The 14,787-nt window shown below is 65.0% G+C and carries 14 protein-coding genes; 7 read left to right on the top strand and 7 right to left on the bottom strand.

Annotated features, from left to right (window positions below; all coding sequences use genetic code 11):
* The first annotated feature begins 64 nt into the window (after positions 1-64).
* Both E8Q40_RS01805 and E8Q40_RS01800 read left to right on the top strand, forming a co-directional pair.
* A complete protein-coding gene (locus E8Q40_RS01805) occupies positions 65-1,387 on the top strand; it encodes an ActS/PrrB/RegB family redox-sensitive histidine kinase (protein ID WP_137042780.1) in 1,323 nt (440 codons plus the stop codon).
* A 62-nt stretch (positions 1,388-1,449) separates the two neighbouring features.
* A complete protein-coding gene (locus tag E8Q40_RS01800) occupies positions 1,450-2,028 on the top strand; it encodes an ActR/PrrA/RegA family redox response regulator transcription factor (protein WP_137042779.1) in 579 nt (192 codons plus the stop codon).
* A gap of 122 nt (positions 2,029-2,150) precedes the next feature.
* Here E8Q40_RS01800 and E8Q40_RS01795 read toward each other — a convergent pair whose 3' ends face one another.
* A complete protein-coding gene (locus E8Q40_RS01795) occupies positions 2,151-2,636 on the bottom strand; it encodes an MmcB family DNA repair protein (protein ID WP_137042778.1) in 486 nt (161 codons plus the stop codon).
* Positions 2,637-2,729: 93 nt separating this feature from the next.
* On the opposite strand from E8Q40_RS01795, the gene E8Q40_RS01790 reads away from it, so the two are divergent.
* Positions 2,730-3,569, top strand: coding sequence for an alpha/beta hydrolase (locus tag E8Q40_RS01790; protein WP_137042777.1), 840 nt, complete (start codon positions 2,730-2,732; stop codon positions 3,567-3,569).
* Positions 3,570-3,613: 44 nt separating this feature from the next.
* Here the strand turns inward: E8Q40_RS01790 and E8Q40_RS01785 are convergent, their stop codons facing one another.
* Positions 3,614-4,831, bottom strand: coding sequence for an acyl-CoA dehydrogenase (locus E8Q40_RS01785; protein ID WP_137042776.1), 1,218 nt, complete (start codon positions 4,829-4,831; stop codon positions 3,614-3,616).
* Positions 4,832-5,641: 810 nt separating this feature from the next.
* Between E8Q40_RS01785 and E8Q40_RS01780 the strand changes: the two genes are divergently transcribed.
* On the top strand, positions 5,642-8,305 hold the full coding sequence (locus tag E8Q40_RS01780) for a cation-transporting P-type ATPase (protein ID WP_137042775.1): 2,664 nt from the start codon (positions 5,642-5,644) through the stop codon (positions 8,303-8,305).
* The gene (locus E8Q40_RS01775; protein ID WP_137042774.1) at positions 8,302-9,312 is read left to right on the top strand and encodes a sodium:calcium antiporter; all 1,011 of its coding nucleotides are present in this window, start codon (positions 8,302-8,304) and stop codon (positions 9,310-9,312) included. Before E8Q40_RS01780 ends, E8Q40_RS01775 begins: the two co-directional genes overlap by 4 nt.
* A gap of 10 nt (positions 9,313-9,322) precedes the next feature.
* Here the strand turns inward: E8Q40_RS01775 and fabI are convergent, their stop codons facing one another.
* The 3 genes from fabI to fabA all read right to left on the bottom strand — a co-directional run bounded on the left by fabI (position 9,323) and on the right by fabA (position 12,171).
* Complete coding sequence (gene fabI, locus E8Q40_RS01770) at positions 9,323-10,144, bottom strand: enoyl-ACP reductase FabI (RefSeq protein WP_137042773.1); 822 nt, start codon at positions 10,142-10,144, stop codon at positions 9,323-9,325.
* 166 nt (positions 10,145-10,310) lie between these two features.
* The gene (gene fabB / locus E8Q40_RS01765; RefSeq protein ID WP_137042772.1) at positions 10,311-11,531 is read right to left on the bottom strand and encodes a beta-ketoacyl-ACP synthase I; all 1,221 of its coding nucleotides are present in this window, start codon (positions 11,529-11,531) and stop codon (positions 10,311-10,313) included.
* A 106-nt stretch (positions 11,532-11,637) separates the two neighbouring features.
* Positions 11,638-12,171, bottom strand: coding sequence for a 3-hydroxyacyl-[acyl-carrier-protein] dehydratase FabA (gene fabA, locus E8Q40_RS01760; RefSeq protein WP_137042771.1), 534 nt, complete (start codon positions 12,169-12,171; stop codon positions 11,638-11,640).
* A 389-nt stretch (positions 12,172-12,560) separates the two neighbouring features.
* Between fabA and irrA the strand changes: the two genes are divergently transcribed.
* The gene (gene irrA, locus E8Q40_RS01755; protein WP_137046536.1) at positions 12,561-13,028 is read left to right on the top strand and encodes an iron response transcriptional regulator IrrA; all 468 of its coding nucleotides are present in this window, start codon (positions 12,561-12,563) and stop codon (positions 13,026-13,028) included.
* A gap of 10 nt (positions 13,029-13,038) precedes the next feature.
* Here the strand turns inward: irrA and E8Q40_RS01750 are convergent, their stop codons facing one another.
* Positions 13,039-13,269, bottom strand: a complete 231-nt coding sequence (locus E8Q40_RS01750) for a DUF1127 domain-containing protein (RefSeq protein ID WP_137042770.1) — start codon at positions 13,267-13,269, stop codon at positions 13,039-13,041.
* A 108-nt stretch (positions 13,270-13,377) separates the two neighbouring features.
* Here E8Q40_RS01750 and E8Q40_RS01745 point away from each other — a divergent pair, with 108 nt between their 5' ends.
* Positions 13,378-14,070: a helix-turn-helix transcriptional regulator gene (locus E8Q40_RS01745; protein WP_137042769.1), complete on the top strand. Its 693-nt coding sequence runs from the start codon at positions 13,378-13,380 to the stop codon at positions 14,068-14,070.
* Positions 14,071-14,220: 150 nt separating this feature from the next.
* Here the strand turns inward: E8Q40_RS01745 and E8Q40_RS01740 are convergent, their stop codons facing one another.
* On the bottom strand, positions 14,221-14,748 hold the full coding sequence (locus E8Q40_RS01740; protein WP_246662979.1) for an SH3 domain-containing protein: 528 nt from the start codon (positions 14,746-14,748) through the stop codon (positions 14,221-14,223).
* Positions 14,749-14,787 lie beyond the last annotated feature (39 nt).

The following is a 14,787-nucleotide window of genomic DNA, read 5'->3' as shown; positions in this document are numbered from 1 at the left end:
CGCCCCGGGCGCAAGGGGATTGACGCACCGCCTTTTCGTCCCGTTTTGGTCTAAAGTCGCTGCCATGCCGCCCGCCCTCGAACTCGCCCAGCACCACCCGCGCCGCAATGTCCGTCTCGACACCTTGGTGCGGCTGCGCTGGCTCGCCGTCATCGGCCAGACCACGGCCGTGCTGGTGGTCTATTTCGGCCTGGAATTCCCGCTGCCGCTGTGGACATGCCTGGCCGCCATCGCGCTGTCGGCCTGGCTCAACATCGCGCTGCGCCTGCGCTTCCACCTGACGCAGCGTCTCGAGCCGGACCGCGCCGCCTGGCTGCTCGCTTTCGACGTCGCCGAACTCGCCGTGCTGCTCTATCTCACCGGCGGCCTGCAGAACCCGTTCGCGTTCCTGTTCCTAGGGCCGGTGCTGCTATCGGCGACCGCGCTGCCGCCGCGCTTCACCGTGCTGCTCGGCATATTCGCCATCGCCTGCGCGACGCTGCTGGTCTTCGTGCACTACCCGCTGCCGTGGGACGACGCCGATCCGCTGCGGCTGCCGCCGATCTATATGGCCGGCGTCTGGCTCTCGATCCTGCTCGCCATCGGTTTCATCGGTGTCTATGCGTGGCAGCTTACCGAAGAATCGCGTCAACTCGCCGACGCGCTATCCGCCACCGAACTGGTGATGCAGCGCGAACAGCACCTCTCGCAGCTCGACGGGCTGGCCGCCGCCGCGGCGCATGAACTCGGCACGCCGCTTTCCACCATCTCGGTCATCGCCAAGGAACTGGAAAACGCCATCCCGGCGGACGCGCCGCATGGCGACGACGTGCGGCTGCTGCGTTCGCAGGCGACGCGCTGCCGCGAGATCCTGTCGAAGATCACCGAATTGTCGTCGACCGGCGCGCCCTTCGACCGCATGCCGGTGACCTCGCTGATCGAAGAGGTCGTTGCTCCGCATCGCGATTTCGACGTCAAGATCGCGGTCAGCGCGCCATCCGAACGCGAATCCGAGCCGACCGGCGCCCGCAATCCCGCGATCGTTTACGGCCTCGGCAACCTCCTGGAGAACGCCGTCGACTTCGCGCGCGAACGCGTCGATGTGGTGACGGAGTGGGACGACGCCACGATCGAGATTACCATCACCGACGACGGGCCGGGTTTCGCACCCGACGTACTGGCGCGCATCGGCGAACCCTATGTGACCACGCGTCGCAGGAAGCCGGACGGCAAGGACGATCAGCCGGTCGGATTGGGCCTCGGATTCTTCATCGCCAAGACGCTGCTGGAACGCTCCGGCGCCGCCATTACCTTCGCCAATCAGCTGGCGCCAAAACACGGCGCCATCGTCAAATTGCGCTGGAACAGGGCTGATTTCGAGCGTACGGCGGGCCTCGCCGCGACTTGATTTCGCCATACAATCACTATTTGTTACTGGAAACGAATAGCCGTCTGGAGGGATCGCACCGCATGAACGTCGCCGCCACCGAAACGATTGAAGCACCGCTGCCGCTCGACAACATTGCCGACCGCTCGGTTCTCATCGTCGAAGACGACAAGTCGTTCCTGCAGCGCCTGGCCAAGGCGCTGGAACAGCGCGGCTTCGAGGTGACGACGGCCGAGTCGGTGTCGGACGGCCTGATGCAGGTCGAACGATTGGCGCCCGCCTTTGCCGTGGTCGACATGCGCCTCGGCGACGGCAACGGCCTCGACGTCATCTCCGCGCTCAAGAAGCAGCGGCCCGAGGCGCGCGGCATCATCCTCACCGGCTACGGCAATATCGCCACCGCGGTCACCGCGGTGAAACTCGGCGCGGTCGATTATCTCGCCAAGCCGGTCGATGCCGACGACGTGCTCGCCGCGCTGCTCGCGCATGAGAGCCCGAAGATCGAGCCCCCGGAAAATCCGATGTCGGCCGACCGCGTGCGCTGGGAGCACATCCAGCGGATTTACGAACTGTGCGGCCGCAACGTCTCGGAAACCGCGCGCCGGCTCAATATGCACCGCCGTACCTTGCAGCGCATTCTGGCGAAAAGGGCGCCGCGCTGATTCGGCGGCTGCATTTTCTCGGACGTCATGCCCCGCGAAGGCGGGGCATCCAGCCCTTCTCGCTAAAAGAAGATATCAAGGGCTGGATCGTCCGCTTTCGCGGACGATGACAGCGTAAGCGCCTAAACAAACTCCCCATACGGGCCGTTCGGATCGATGAGCGATTGCAGCCGCAGCGCGGCGGCGCGCGCGATCAATAGCAGCATCGACTTGCGCGTCGCGGCGGCGAGCTTGTGCTCGGGCGCTTCGCAGTAGAACGCCGCGCCGAAGGCGTCCGCCACGATCAGGCCGGTGTCCGGCGGGAAGATTTCGCACGGCACGTCCTGCGAGGTGGCGAAGAACAGCCGATCGCAATGGGCGCGGTAGTCCTGCCACTTCTGGTCGGCGCGGAAGTCGGCAACCGACGACTTGATCTCGACGATCCAGACTTCGCCGCTGGCATTGAGCGCGGTGAGGTCGGCTCTCCGGCCTGACGGCAACGGCAATTCGCTGACGACGCAGAAGCCATGGGCGTGCAGCAACCGGGCGGTGCCGCGCGCCACCGCGAGCGCGGTTTCCGACTGCCGGCCGTCGACCGGCAGGGCCAGAGGCTTGATGAGGGCGGACATGACCAAATTCTAGCGCATCGCGCCGATGTCCGCACGTCCCTTGCTCCGCACGGTTCCATACGCCAGTCTCCGCGCGAAACCGGAGAGAGCGAAATGGCCATCGACTACGAGAAGGAATACGATAACCGCGCGCGCGTGCCCGAACATCCGCAAATTTTCGCGCGCTGGGAGGCCGAGGCCAAGGCCTATCGCGAGGCCTGCAAGGGCGCGCAAATCGGCACGAAATATGGCCCGTCCGCGCGCCAGACCATCGATTTTTTTCCGGCCGGTGGCGCCGACGCGCCGCTTGCCATGTTCATCCATGGCGGCTGGTGGCGCTCGCTGTCGCCCGCCTCGTTCAGCCAGATGGCGAAGGGGCTTAATGCCAACGGTATCGACGTCGCGGCGGTCGGCTACGACCTGTGCCCCGCGGTGTCGATCGCCACCATCACCGAGCAAATGCGCGCGGCGTGCCTGACGCTGTGGCGCGCGCACAGGAAACGCATCACCGTCTACGGACATTCTGCCGGCGGGCACCTGACCGCCTGCATGCTCGCGACCGACTGGAAAAACCTGGATGCATCGGCTCCCGCCAATCTGGTGCCGGCTGGCTATGCGATCTCAGGCGTGTTCGATCTGGTGCCGCTAACGCAGGTGTCGTTCAACAAGGACCTGCAACTCGACGATGGCGAGGCGCGCCGCATGTCGCCGCTCACCTGGACCGTGCCGCAAGGCGCGATTCTCGATGCGGCCGTGGGTGGCATCGAGTCGAACGAGTTCCTGCGGCAGAGCAAGACGATTGCCGAGCAATGGGGCAAGCGGGGCGCGCAGACGCGCTATGTGCCGATCGACGGCGCCAATCACTTCACGGTGCTCGATCCGCTCACCGACGCCGGCAGCGCGATGACGCAGCGTATCGCGGAGCTGGCGCGGCACACGGCGTCGCTCGCGTGAGCAATTCCCTCTCCCCGCAAAGCGGGGAGAGGGAAAGAGACGCCTCAGAAAAACGCCTGGATGCCGGTCTGCGCGCGGCCGAGGATCAGCGCGTGAATGTCGTGCGTGCCCTCGTAGGTGTTGACCGTCTCGAGGTTCGCGACGTGACGCATCACGTGATACTCGCTCGAGATGCCGTTGCCGCCGTGCATGTCGCGGGCGACGCGGGCGATGTCGAGCGCCTTGCCGCAGTTGTTGCGCTTCATCAGCGAGATCGAGGGCGGGGCGGCGCGGCCGGCTTCGATCATGCGGCCGAGGCGCAAACAGCCCGACAGGCCGAGTGCGATTTCGGTCTGCATATCGGCGAGCTTCTTCTGCACCAGCTGGTTGGCGGCGAGCGGCCGGTTGAACTGCTTGCGGTCGAGCGTGTACTGGCGCGCGGCGTGCCAGCAGAACTCGGCAGCGCCCATGACGCCCCAGGCGATGCCGTAGCGCGCGTTGTTGAGGCAGCCGAACGGACCCGACAGGCCCTGCACGTTCGGCAGCAGGTTCTCTTCCGGCACCACGCAATCGGCAAGCACGATCTCGCCGGTGGTCGAGGCACGCAAGCTCAGCTTGCCCTGGATCTTCGGCGTCGAGAAACCCTTGGTGCCGCGCTCGACAATGAAGCCGCGAATGACGCCGTCGAGCTTGGCCCACACCACCGCGATGTCGGCGAAGGGCGCGTTCGAAATCCAGGTCTTGGCGCCGTTGAGCTTGTAACCGCCGGCGATCTTCTCGGCGCGCGTCACCATCGAGCCCGGATCGGAGCCGTGATCCGGCTCAGTGAGGCCGAAGCAGCCGACCATTTCGCCGGTGGCGAGCTTGGGCAAATACTTGCGGCGCTGTTCCTCGGAGCCATAGGCGTAGATCGGATACATCACGAGCGAAGATTGCACCGACATGGTCGAGCGATAACCGGAATCGACGCGCTCGATCTCACGAGCGATCAGGCCGTAAGCAACATAGCCGAGGCCGGCGCCACCGTATTCCTCCGGGATGGTCGGGCCGAGCAGACCGAGCTTGCCCATCGCCGGCAGGTTGTTCGGATCGTGCGTCTCGTTGAGGTAAGCCTCGGTGACCTTCGGCATCAGATAGTCTTCGGCGAAACCTTTCGCCGTATCGCGCACCATACGCTCTTCTTCCGTCAGCTCGAATTCGATGCCGAGCGGGTCCTCCCACTGGAAGTCACGGTCCTTCAGGATCGATGGCTTATAGGGGCGCTTCTCGGCGGCTTGCGACATGGAAACTCCTCTTCGGGAACGGTCCCGGGAACAATCTTCGGTGCCGTCATTATAGCCGGAAGCGGCGGTGGGCAAGAGAGCCGCGCGAGCATCGTCCATGCGCTGGACGATTGCGCCGGACATGCGTCATCGCCCCTGTTCTTGAAGGCCCGAGGTGGCCTGCCTTCCCTTCCGTTCCCCTCGGAGACGCCGAGGGGATGGAGCGCCACGAGGCGCTCTTTTGATTTCGCACCTTGCGGTGCGCGGTCTCTCCTTGCGATCGGAGAAACCCGCGCCCCACGGCGCTCCATCGCGGTGTCGTTACGACGACGGGCCGCGCTTCTGGCGGCTGATCCATCTTGCGATGGGTAGCGCTCACCATCAGCAAGCTCCTTGCAGGAGGTCATAGTGCCTCCGGGCGGAGCCCCGTCGCCGCCCGAGCCCGGAGGTTGCGTTACCTCCCCCGGCCGCGGGCACCGCGCCCTGCTCCGTCAAAAAGACGCCTCTAGATGACGCCCTCGGCCGAGCAGGATGGGGTGAGCCTATACTATCCTAGGAATTATAGTCAAGGATTATTTTCTGACTCCGGACTCGTAGCCCGGGTGAAGCGAAGCGCAACCCGGGAATGGATCGATCCGTCGCTCCCGGATTTCGCTGCGCTTCATCCGGGCTACAAGACTGGTCCCCGCTTTCGCGAGGGCGAACGAGGTTTGGGGACGACGGACATCTGCGACAATCCGCGCGGTATCCGGTTGATGGGTATCAAGGAAGGGATGCAGCCGGCCCGCCATTATTATCTTCTGCACTGAGTTGACGCGGATAGCCCCCCTGATGACCGAAACGCCGCCACCGCTTTCCGTAGACGATCCGCACGGCCGGTCCGGGCGCGACGTGTTGGCGGCCTTGGGCGTGTCCGCGGAGTTCGGCCTGAGCGAGGACGAGGTGACGCGGCGGCGCGCCATAGCCGGCGCCAACACTATCGAGGCGACGCGCGAGGCCAGCGCGCTCCTGTTGCTGCTGCATCAGTTCGTCAGTCCCGTCGTCTACCTGCTCGGCGGCGCGGCGGCGCTCGCCTTCTGGTTCCACGAAATCGAGGAAGGCCTCGCCATCGTCGCCGTGCTCGCCGTCAACGCGCTGATCGGCTTTGTCACCGAACTGAAAGCAGCGCGCTCGATCGAGGCCCTGCGCAAGCTCGGCAGCCACGCCGCGCGCGTGCGGCGCGACGGCCATGTGCGCAGCATCGACGCCGCGGAGCTGGTGCCCGGCGACATCGTGCTGATCGAGGCCGGCGACTCGGTGGCGGCCGATATGCGGTTGATCGAAGCCTCAAGCCTGGCGGCCGATGAATCGACCGTCACCGGCGAGTCCGTAGCGGTCGAGAAATCGGCCAAGGCCGTGGCCACAGAGGCGCGCCTGTCGGAGCGGCATTCGATGCTGTTCAAGGGCACCGCGGTGACACGCGGCAGCGCGGTGGCAGTGGTGACGACAACCGGTCTTTCGACTGAACTCGGGCGCGTGTCGAAGCTGGTCGAGGAATCCGAGCCCGGCGCTTCGCCGCTGGAGCGCAAGCTGGCACGGCTCTCGCTGCAACTCGTCTGGGGGACGCTGGCGCTGGCGACTGTGCTGGTCGCCGTTGGATTGTGGACCGGCAAGGAGCCGTTCCTGATCATCGAGACCTCGATCGCGCTGGCGGTCGCCGCCATTCCCGAAGGGCTGCCGATCGTCGCGACATTGGCGCTGGCGCGCGGCATGTGGCGCATGGCGCAGCACAATGCGCTGATCGAGCGTCTTGCGGCGGTCGAGACGCTGGGGGCCACCACCGTCATCCTCACCGATAAGACCGGCACGCTGACCGAGAACCGCATGACGGTGCGCCGGCTCTGGGTGCCGGACGGCGAGATCGACCTCAGCGAACCGAAGAAGGAACTGGCCGAAGACGAGGAAGCCACGCTTCTGCTGCGCATCGCCGTGCTGTGCAACGACGCCGCACTCGAGAATGCGAAGGATACGGGCAGCGGCGATCCGATGGAGCTGGCGCTGCTGCGCGCCGGTCTTCATGCAGGCCTGTCGCGCGAGCGGCTGACGCATCGAAACCCAATGGTGCGCAAGGAAGCCTTCGACACCGCGACCAAGAAGATGGCCACGGTGCACAAAAGCGGTGACGGCTATCTGTTCGCGGTCAAAGGCGCGCCGGAAGCCGTGCTCGACGCCTGCGACACGGTCAATGACGAGGGCCGCGTCGTGCCGCTGACCGCTGCAATGCGCCGCGACTGGGCCGAGCGCGTCGATCACCTCGGCCATCACGGCCTGCGCGTCATCGGCTGCGCCATGAAAATGGAGGCCGGCGCCGACTTCGCGCCCTATGAAGGACTGACTTTCGCCGGCCTGATCGCGCTCGAGGATCCGGCGCGCGAGAACGTGCCGGAAGCGATTGCCGAGTGCCGGCGCGCCGGCATCCGCGTCATCATGGTGACGGGCGACCATGCCGTGACCGCGCGCAGCATCGGCCGCGCCGTCGGCCTCGGCGACGCCGCGGCGCATGTGATCGAAGGCCGGCATGTGGCGCGCCTGATCGAAAATGGCGACCCGGCCGTCTATCAGGCCGGGATTTTCGCGCGTGTCAGCCCGAGCGAAAAGCTAAGCCTGGTCCGCGCTTTCCAGAAGCGCGGCGACATCGTCGCCATGACCGGCGACGGCGTCAACGACGCGCCGGCCCTGCGGCAGGCCGATATCGGCGTCGCCATGGGTCTGCGCGGCACCGATGTGGCACGCGAGGCCGCTGCCATGATCCTGCTCGACGACGCGTTTCCGAGCATCGTTCACGCCATCCGCGAAGGCCGCATCATCTTCGGCAACATCCGCCGTTTCGTCGCATACCTGATGTCCTGCAATCTCAGCGAGGTGCTGGTGGTCGGGCTCGCCGTGCTGCTCGCACTATCGCTGCCGATCCTGCCGCTGCAGATTCTCTACCTCAACCTCATCACCGACGTGTTCCCGGCTTTCGCGCTGGCGCTCGGCGAAGGCGACCGCGACATTCTGAAGCGGCCGCCGCGCGATCCGAAGCAGCCGCTATTGTCGCGTTCACAATGGATCGGCATTGGGCTGCAAAGCGCCGCGCTCACGGCTGGCACCTTCGCCGCGCTCGTCGCGGCGCGGTTCTGGCTCCGCCTCAATGACGACGCGGTCGTCACCGTGACTTTCCTGACACTCGCTTTCGCCCAGCTCTGGCATGTCTTCGACATGCGGCACCCAATGTCGCGATTGTTGTCGAACGACATCGTGCGCAATCCGTGGGTCTGGGGCGCGCTGGCGCTGTGCACCGTGCTGCTGGTGATCCCGGCCTATACGCCGGCGCTCGCCGGTCTTCTCGGCCTGACGCCACCGACGGCGGCGATGTGGGCCGTGATCATGGCCAGCAGCCTTGCGCCCATGATCGTGACGCAGATCGTGTTGATCGTCATGGGCCGGCGGACGCCGACGAGGGCCGCGTCATGACCGCACTTCTCCTGCCGTGGCTCAAATTCGTCCTCTGCGTCGCGGCGATCGGCTTTGCCGGGCCGATGCTGACACGTTACGGCGACGTCATCGCGCAGCTCACCGGCCTGTCGCGGTCATGGATCGGCCTGGTACTGCTGGCCACCGCGACGTCGCTCCCGGAATTGTTCACCGGCCTCAGTGCGGTAACGGTCGCCGATGCGCCGGACATCGCGGTCGGCGATGTGCTCGGCAGTTGCGTCTTCAACCTCGTTATGCTGGTGCTGCTCGACGAGTTGAGCCGCGATGAGCCGATGTACCGGCGGGTCGATCAAGGTCACATTCTGACCGCCGGCTTCGGCGTCATCCTGATCGGCACGGCGGGAGCCTTGCTACTGCTCAGCCAGAACGGCTTGCACGCATCGTTCCTCCATATCTCGGTCTACACGCCGATCATCCTCCTGATCTATTTCGTCGCAATGCGCGCCGCATTCGTCTACGAACGCAGCACACCACGACCACCGTCGAACATCGCGCCGCCGCGAGGCATATTGCTTTCTGCCGCGCTGGTCCGTTATGGCGCCGCTGCAGCCGTCGTGGTCGTCGCAGGCACCTGGCTGCCTTTCATAGGCAACGAAATCGCCGACATCATGGGCTGGCGCCAGAGCTTCGTCGGCACGCTGCTGATCGCATCTGCGACCTCGGTGCCAGAACTGGTGGTGACGCTGAGTGCGCTGCGGCTCGGCGCCGTCGACATGGCGATCGGCAACCTGCTCGGCAGCAACCTGTTCGATATCCTGGTCCTGGCGATCGACGATATCGCTTATACAAAAGGCCCGCTGCTCGCGGCCGTGTCGCCGGCGCATGCGATCACGGCTTTCGCCGCCGTCGTCATGACCGGCATTTTTATTGTCGCGATGTTGTACAAGCCGGCAACACGACTGCGCGGCACGATCGGCTGGGTCAGCATCGCGCTGCTACTCGTTTATCTGTTCAGCGCCTACGCCATCTATCTCTACGGGCACTGAGCGGCGGCGATCAGCCGCCGTTCTCCACCGAACCGCCGGCCTCGCGCAGCGCCGCCGGCTGCGGCATGGCGATGACGTTGTACCCTGAATCGACGAAATGGATTTCGCCCGTCACGCCGGTCGACAAATCCGAACACAGATAGAGACCCGAGCCGCCGAGGTCTTCCAAAGTGACGCCGCGGCCGAGCGGCGAATATTTCTGCTGGAAGGCGAACATGTAGCGCGCATCGCCGATGCCGGCGCCGGCGAGCGTGCGAATCGGCCCCGCCGAGATGGCGTTGACGCGGATCTTCTGGTGGCCGAAGTCGACGGCGAGATAGCGCACCGACGACTCCAGCGCCGCCTTGGCCAGACCCATGACGTTATAATTGGGCATGGCGCGATCGCCGCCATTGTAAGTGAGCGTCACCATCGCGCCGCCATTGGGCATCAGCTCCGCCGCGCGCTTGGCGCTCTCGGCGAAGGAGAAGCAGGAGATCACCATGGTGCGAACGAAGTTCTCGCGCGTGTTGTCGGCGAAGCGGCCCTTCAGTTCGTTCTTGTCCGAGAAGCCGACGGCGTGGACGAAAAAGTCGATGGTGCCCCACTTCTCCTTGAGCGTCGCCCAGACCTTGTCGACGGAGGCGATGTCCTCGACGTCGCAGGGCAGGATGATGTCGGAATTGGTCTGCTCGGCGAGCGGCTTGATGCGCTTGAGCAGGGCCTCACCCTGATAGGTGTAGGCGATCTGCGCGCCGTGCTGATGCAGCGTCTTCGCGATGCCCCAGGCGATCGAGTGGTCGTTCGCCACGCCCATGATCAGCCCGCGCTTACCTTCCATCAAACCCGGCATAGGTCTCTATCCTCTCGGTCGTCATGCCCGGCCTTGTGCCGGGCATCCACGACTTGCTTCATTCACGTTCCTAGACGTGGATGGCCGGGACATAGGCGTTCTTTAGAACGCCGTTCTTCGAACGGCTATGCCCGGCCATGACGTCACTGATTTTTCGCCGCGGCGATCACGCATCAACGTGCTTGAACACCAACGTGCCGTTGGTGCCGCCGAAGCCGAACGAGTTCGACATCGCGGCACGGATTTGGACATTGTCCTTGCGCTCGCGCAGGATCGGCATGTCGGCGAAATCGGGATCGAGATCCTTGATGTTGGCGCTCTCGCACATGAAGCCGTTCTGCATCATGAGCAGCGTGTAGATCGCTTCCTGCACGCCGGCGGCCCCGAGCGAGTGGCCCGACAGCGACTTGGTCGCCGAGATCGGCGGGCACTTGTCGCCGAACACGGCGCGGATGCCTTCGATCTCCTTGGCATCGCCGACCGGCGTCGCGGTGGCATGCGGATTGATGTAGTCGATCGGCACCTTGCAGGTTTCCAGCGCCAGCTTCATGCAGCGCTGCGCGCCTTCGCCCGACGGCGCCACCATGTCGTAGCCGTCCGAGGTCGCGCCGTAGCCGGCGACTTCGGCATAGATCTTGGCGCCGCGCGCCTTGGCGTGTTCGAGTTCTTCGAGCACGAGAACACCGGCACCGCCGGCGATGACGAAGCCGTCGCGGCTCACATCGTAAGCGCGCGAGGCGGTCGCCGGCGTGTCGTTATATTTCGACGACATCGCACCCATGGCATCGAACAGGTTCGACATGGTCCAGCTCAGATCTTCCGAGCCGCCGGCGAACACCATGTCCTGCTTGCCCCACTGGATCATCTCGGCCGCATTGCCGATGCAATGCGTCGAGGTCGCGCAAGCCGAAGAGATTGAATAGTTGACGCCCTTGATCTTGAACCAGGTAGCAAGCGTCGCCGACGGGCTCGACGACATCGCTTTCGGCACGGCGAAGGGACCGATGCGCTTGGGCGAGCCGTTCTTGCGCGTGATGTCGGCGGCCTCGACGATGGTCTCGGTCGAAGGCCCGCCCGCGCCCATGATGATGCCGGTCCGCGGATTGACGAGGTCCTTTTCCTCGACGCCCGAATCGCGGATCGCCTGATCCATGGCGACATGGTTCCAGGCCGAGGCCTGGCTGAGGAAGCGCATGGCGCGCCGGTCGACCATGCCGGACGGATCGAGCGTCGGCTTGCCGTAGACCTGGCAGCGGAAGCCATGTTCGGCGAATTCGGTGGCGAATGTGATGCCGGACTTGGCTTCACGCAGGCTGGCAAGAACTTCCTGCGTGTTGTTGCCGATGGATGAGACGATCCCCATCCCAGTGACGACTACCCGTCGCATCGTCGTTTCCCTTCACGAAATGTCGGCGATTGGCACACAGATTGGCCGCCACAGGCAAGTCCGCAAGGCCGGACGCCCGGGCGTGCCGCGGTCCAAACTGTCCCGCTCAGGCGCCGCTCGGCTGCAAGGCCGCGTCCTGCTGGAACAGGCCGACCTTCAGGTCGCTGGCCTTGTAAATCACTTTGCCGTCGGCGGCCAACCAGCCGTCCGCGATACCCAGCACCAGCTTGGAGCGCATCACGCGCTTGAAATCGACGCCGTAGACGACCTTTTTCACGGTCGGCAGCACCTGGTCGCTGAACTTGATCTCGCCGGTGCCCAGCGCCCGGCCGCGACCGGGCGAACCCAGCCAGCCGAGGAAGAAACCGACCATCTGCCACAGCGCGTCGAGGCCGAGGCAACCCGGCATGACGGGGTCACCCTTGAAATGACAGAGGAAAAACCAGAGGTCGGGCTTCACGTCGAGTTCCGCGCGCACCATGCCCTTGCCGAATTCGCCGCCAGTTTCCGAGATTTCGGTGATCCGGTCGAACATGAGCATCGGCGGCAGCGGCAGCTGGGCATTGCCGGGGCCGAACAGCTCGCCGCGGCCGCAGGCCAGCAAATCCTCATAGGCAAAACTGCTCCGGCGCTCGGTCATCGTGCAAAAATCCCGCTCTGGCGGCCACCCCGGCCTCGGGGCGAGGCATAACGAAGAAAGCCGCAAATTCAACGGCAAAGGGGTAACACACCGGACCTGAGGGGGCAAAGTCGGGCGAGGGAGACAAGGCGCTCCCTAAGCCCTTAACCGGCGCGGCAAAATGGCGTTCTCCGGTAATTACCGGAGTTGCGCCCGGCCGCCCCCTTCGATATGTTGCAAATGAAACGGGTTTGCCCTCCCTTTTGAGGGCCCCGCCTGTTCCCCGCAGCGTGGCGCCAGGCCTTCGGATTATTATATTCCGGCCAAGCATCCCCCGCGTTTGCGAATGAGTGTCAGAAGCGTAATCAGTGGAAGAGCTTGGCCAGCCAATGACCGAAACCCGAACCACGATGTTGCCGATCACCAAGGCGGATGCCGCCGAGGCGCACGACCGCGCTTCGCTCACGGGCTGCCCGTGGCACGACGTCAAATCGATGCTGCGTGACGTCGGTCTGCGCCCGACCCGCCAGCGCATGGCGCTGGGCTGGATCCTGTTCGGCAAGGGCGATCGCCACCTGACCGCCGAAGCGCTGTACGAAGAAGCGACCCGCGCCAAGGTGCCGGTGTCGCTCGCCACCGTTTACAACACGCTGCACCAGTTCACCGAAGTCGGCCTGCTGCGTCAGGTACCCGTCGACGGCACCAAGGCCTATTTCGACACCAACGCTTCGGCGCACCACCACTTCTTCGTCGAAGGCGAGGACGAACTCCTCGACATCCCCGCCCATGACGTCATCGTCGGCAAGACGCCGGATGCGCCGGAAGGCTATGAGGTCGCGCGCGTCGACGTGGTCGTGCGGTTGCGCCGCAAGGTTTAAGGCTCCTCGCTCACTGCGAATTGAGAACGGGCGCGCGCAAGTGGCGCCCGTTTTCTGTTGAGGCGTCGTCAATGTCAGGCACCACGCCTTGCCAGAACCATTGGCCGCATTCGTCGTCGCGCGCTGCATCGTCAATGCCGATGTCGCGCAGCAGATAGTCCGGCAGATCGCGCAAGTGCCGCCGGGTACGATAGCGGCGGTGCCAGAAGCAAAACCGTGTCAGGATCGATGGTCGTGTCATAACGCCGATCCTGCACGCGGCACATCCCGTGAAGTTTCGGCCGAGGCCGAAGTATCGCGTGCGTTAAAGCGCTAAGATATCGGCCGACGAATAACCACGGAGCCAGCCATGGCCACCCAGGGCGCGTTCACCGAAATTGCGAGCCTTGCCGGCGATCCGGCGCGCGCCGGGATGCTGCACGCGCTGCTGGACGGGCGCGCGCTGACGGCAAGCGAACTGGCGCAAGCCGCGCATGTCACGCCGCAAACGGCGTCCGGCCATCTGACGAAGCTCGCAGCCGGCGGACTTATCGCTGTCGAGAAGCAGGGCCGTCATCGCTATCACCGGCTGGCTTCGCCGGCGGTGGCGCGCATGCTGGAGAGCATCATGCAAGTCGCGGCCGACGCGCGCCCGCGTGCCATCGTCACCGGGCCACGCGACAAGGCGTTGCGCGCCGCGCGCACTTGTTACGATCATCTCGCCGGCCATCTCGGCGTCGCGCTGGCGGATTCGATGATCGCCAATAACCAGATCGAATTGACTTTGGACGCCGGCATTGTCACCGAGGGCGGCGCGACCTTGTTCGACCGGCTCGGTATCGCACTCGAACCACGCAAGTCCGGTCGCTCGAAACGCATATTGTGCCGGCCCTGCCTCGACTGGAGTGAAAGACGGCCGCATATCGGCGGCGCGCTCGGCGCGGCCTTGTGCGCACATTGTCTGACATCGGGCTGGATCAGGCGCGTCAGCGGCTCGCGCGCGGTGAGCGTGACGACCAAAGGGCGGCAGAAATTTCGCGAGTATTTCGGCGTCGATACGTGAGACTCTCTCTCACCTCTCCCATAGGGAGAGGTCGGCACGCGGTAGCGTGCCGGGTGAGGGGTTACGGACTATCGAGAGTCACTTGCCCCCTCACCCCAACCCTCTCCCCAAAAGGGAGAGGGAGCGCGCCGAGCGCGACGCACTCAAGTGCTAATCGAACTTCTCGTGCGGATAAGCGCCCCAGATGCGCTCCTGCACGATGTAGCCGGAGAAGCTCTTGCCCACGATTTCGCACCAGTTGCCGTCGCAGGACTTGATCTGGGCGAGCACGCCGGGCTGCAGCCGGGCCATGACCCCGGATTCCTTGTCCGGGCTCTGATAGAGCGGCACCGTTTCCTCGTTCTTCGACGGCACGACGACACCGCTGCGCCGCCCGGACAGCAAAGAGTGGTAGACCCAGCCTTCCGAGCCTTCCCAGTCCCGGATGCGGCGCCAATTCTCGAATTCGGCGGTGATTTCGACCGGCATGCCGGCGCGGGTATAGACCCACCGGACGTCCTGGTCCTTGTTGGGCCCGGCGCGGACGTTTGTCCTGTCCGACTTAAGGCTGACGAAGCGCGGCATCGGCAGGCCGCTGACCGGCCCGGCCGGCAGGTCGGCCGCCGCACGCGCGTCGGGGCTCGCGCCGAGGCACAGGCCGACAATCAGGGCGGCTACCAGGCCGCGACCGACTTTCAAGGCGACACGCCTCCGAACGCTTTGTGTTGTCTCGGCCAT

Origin of the sequence: Pseudolabrys sp. FHR47 (genome assembly GCF_005153485.1) — a bacterium.
Classification (GTDB): Bacteria; Pseudomonadota; Alphaproteobacteria; order Rhizobiales; family Xanthobacteraceae; genus Pseudolabrys.
Note: the sequence above shows the minus strand (reverse complement) of the source record. Positions and strands in the feature narration are given on the sequence as shown.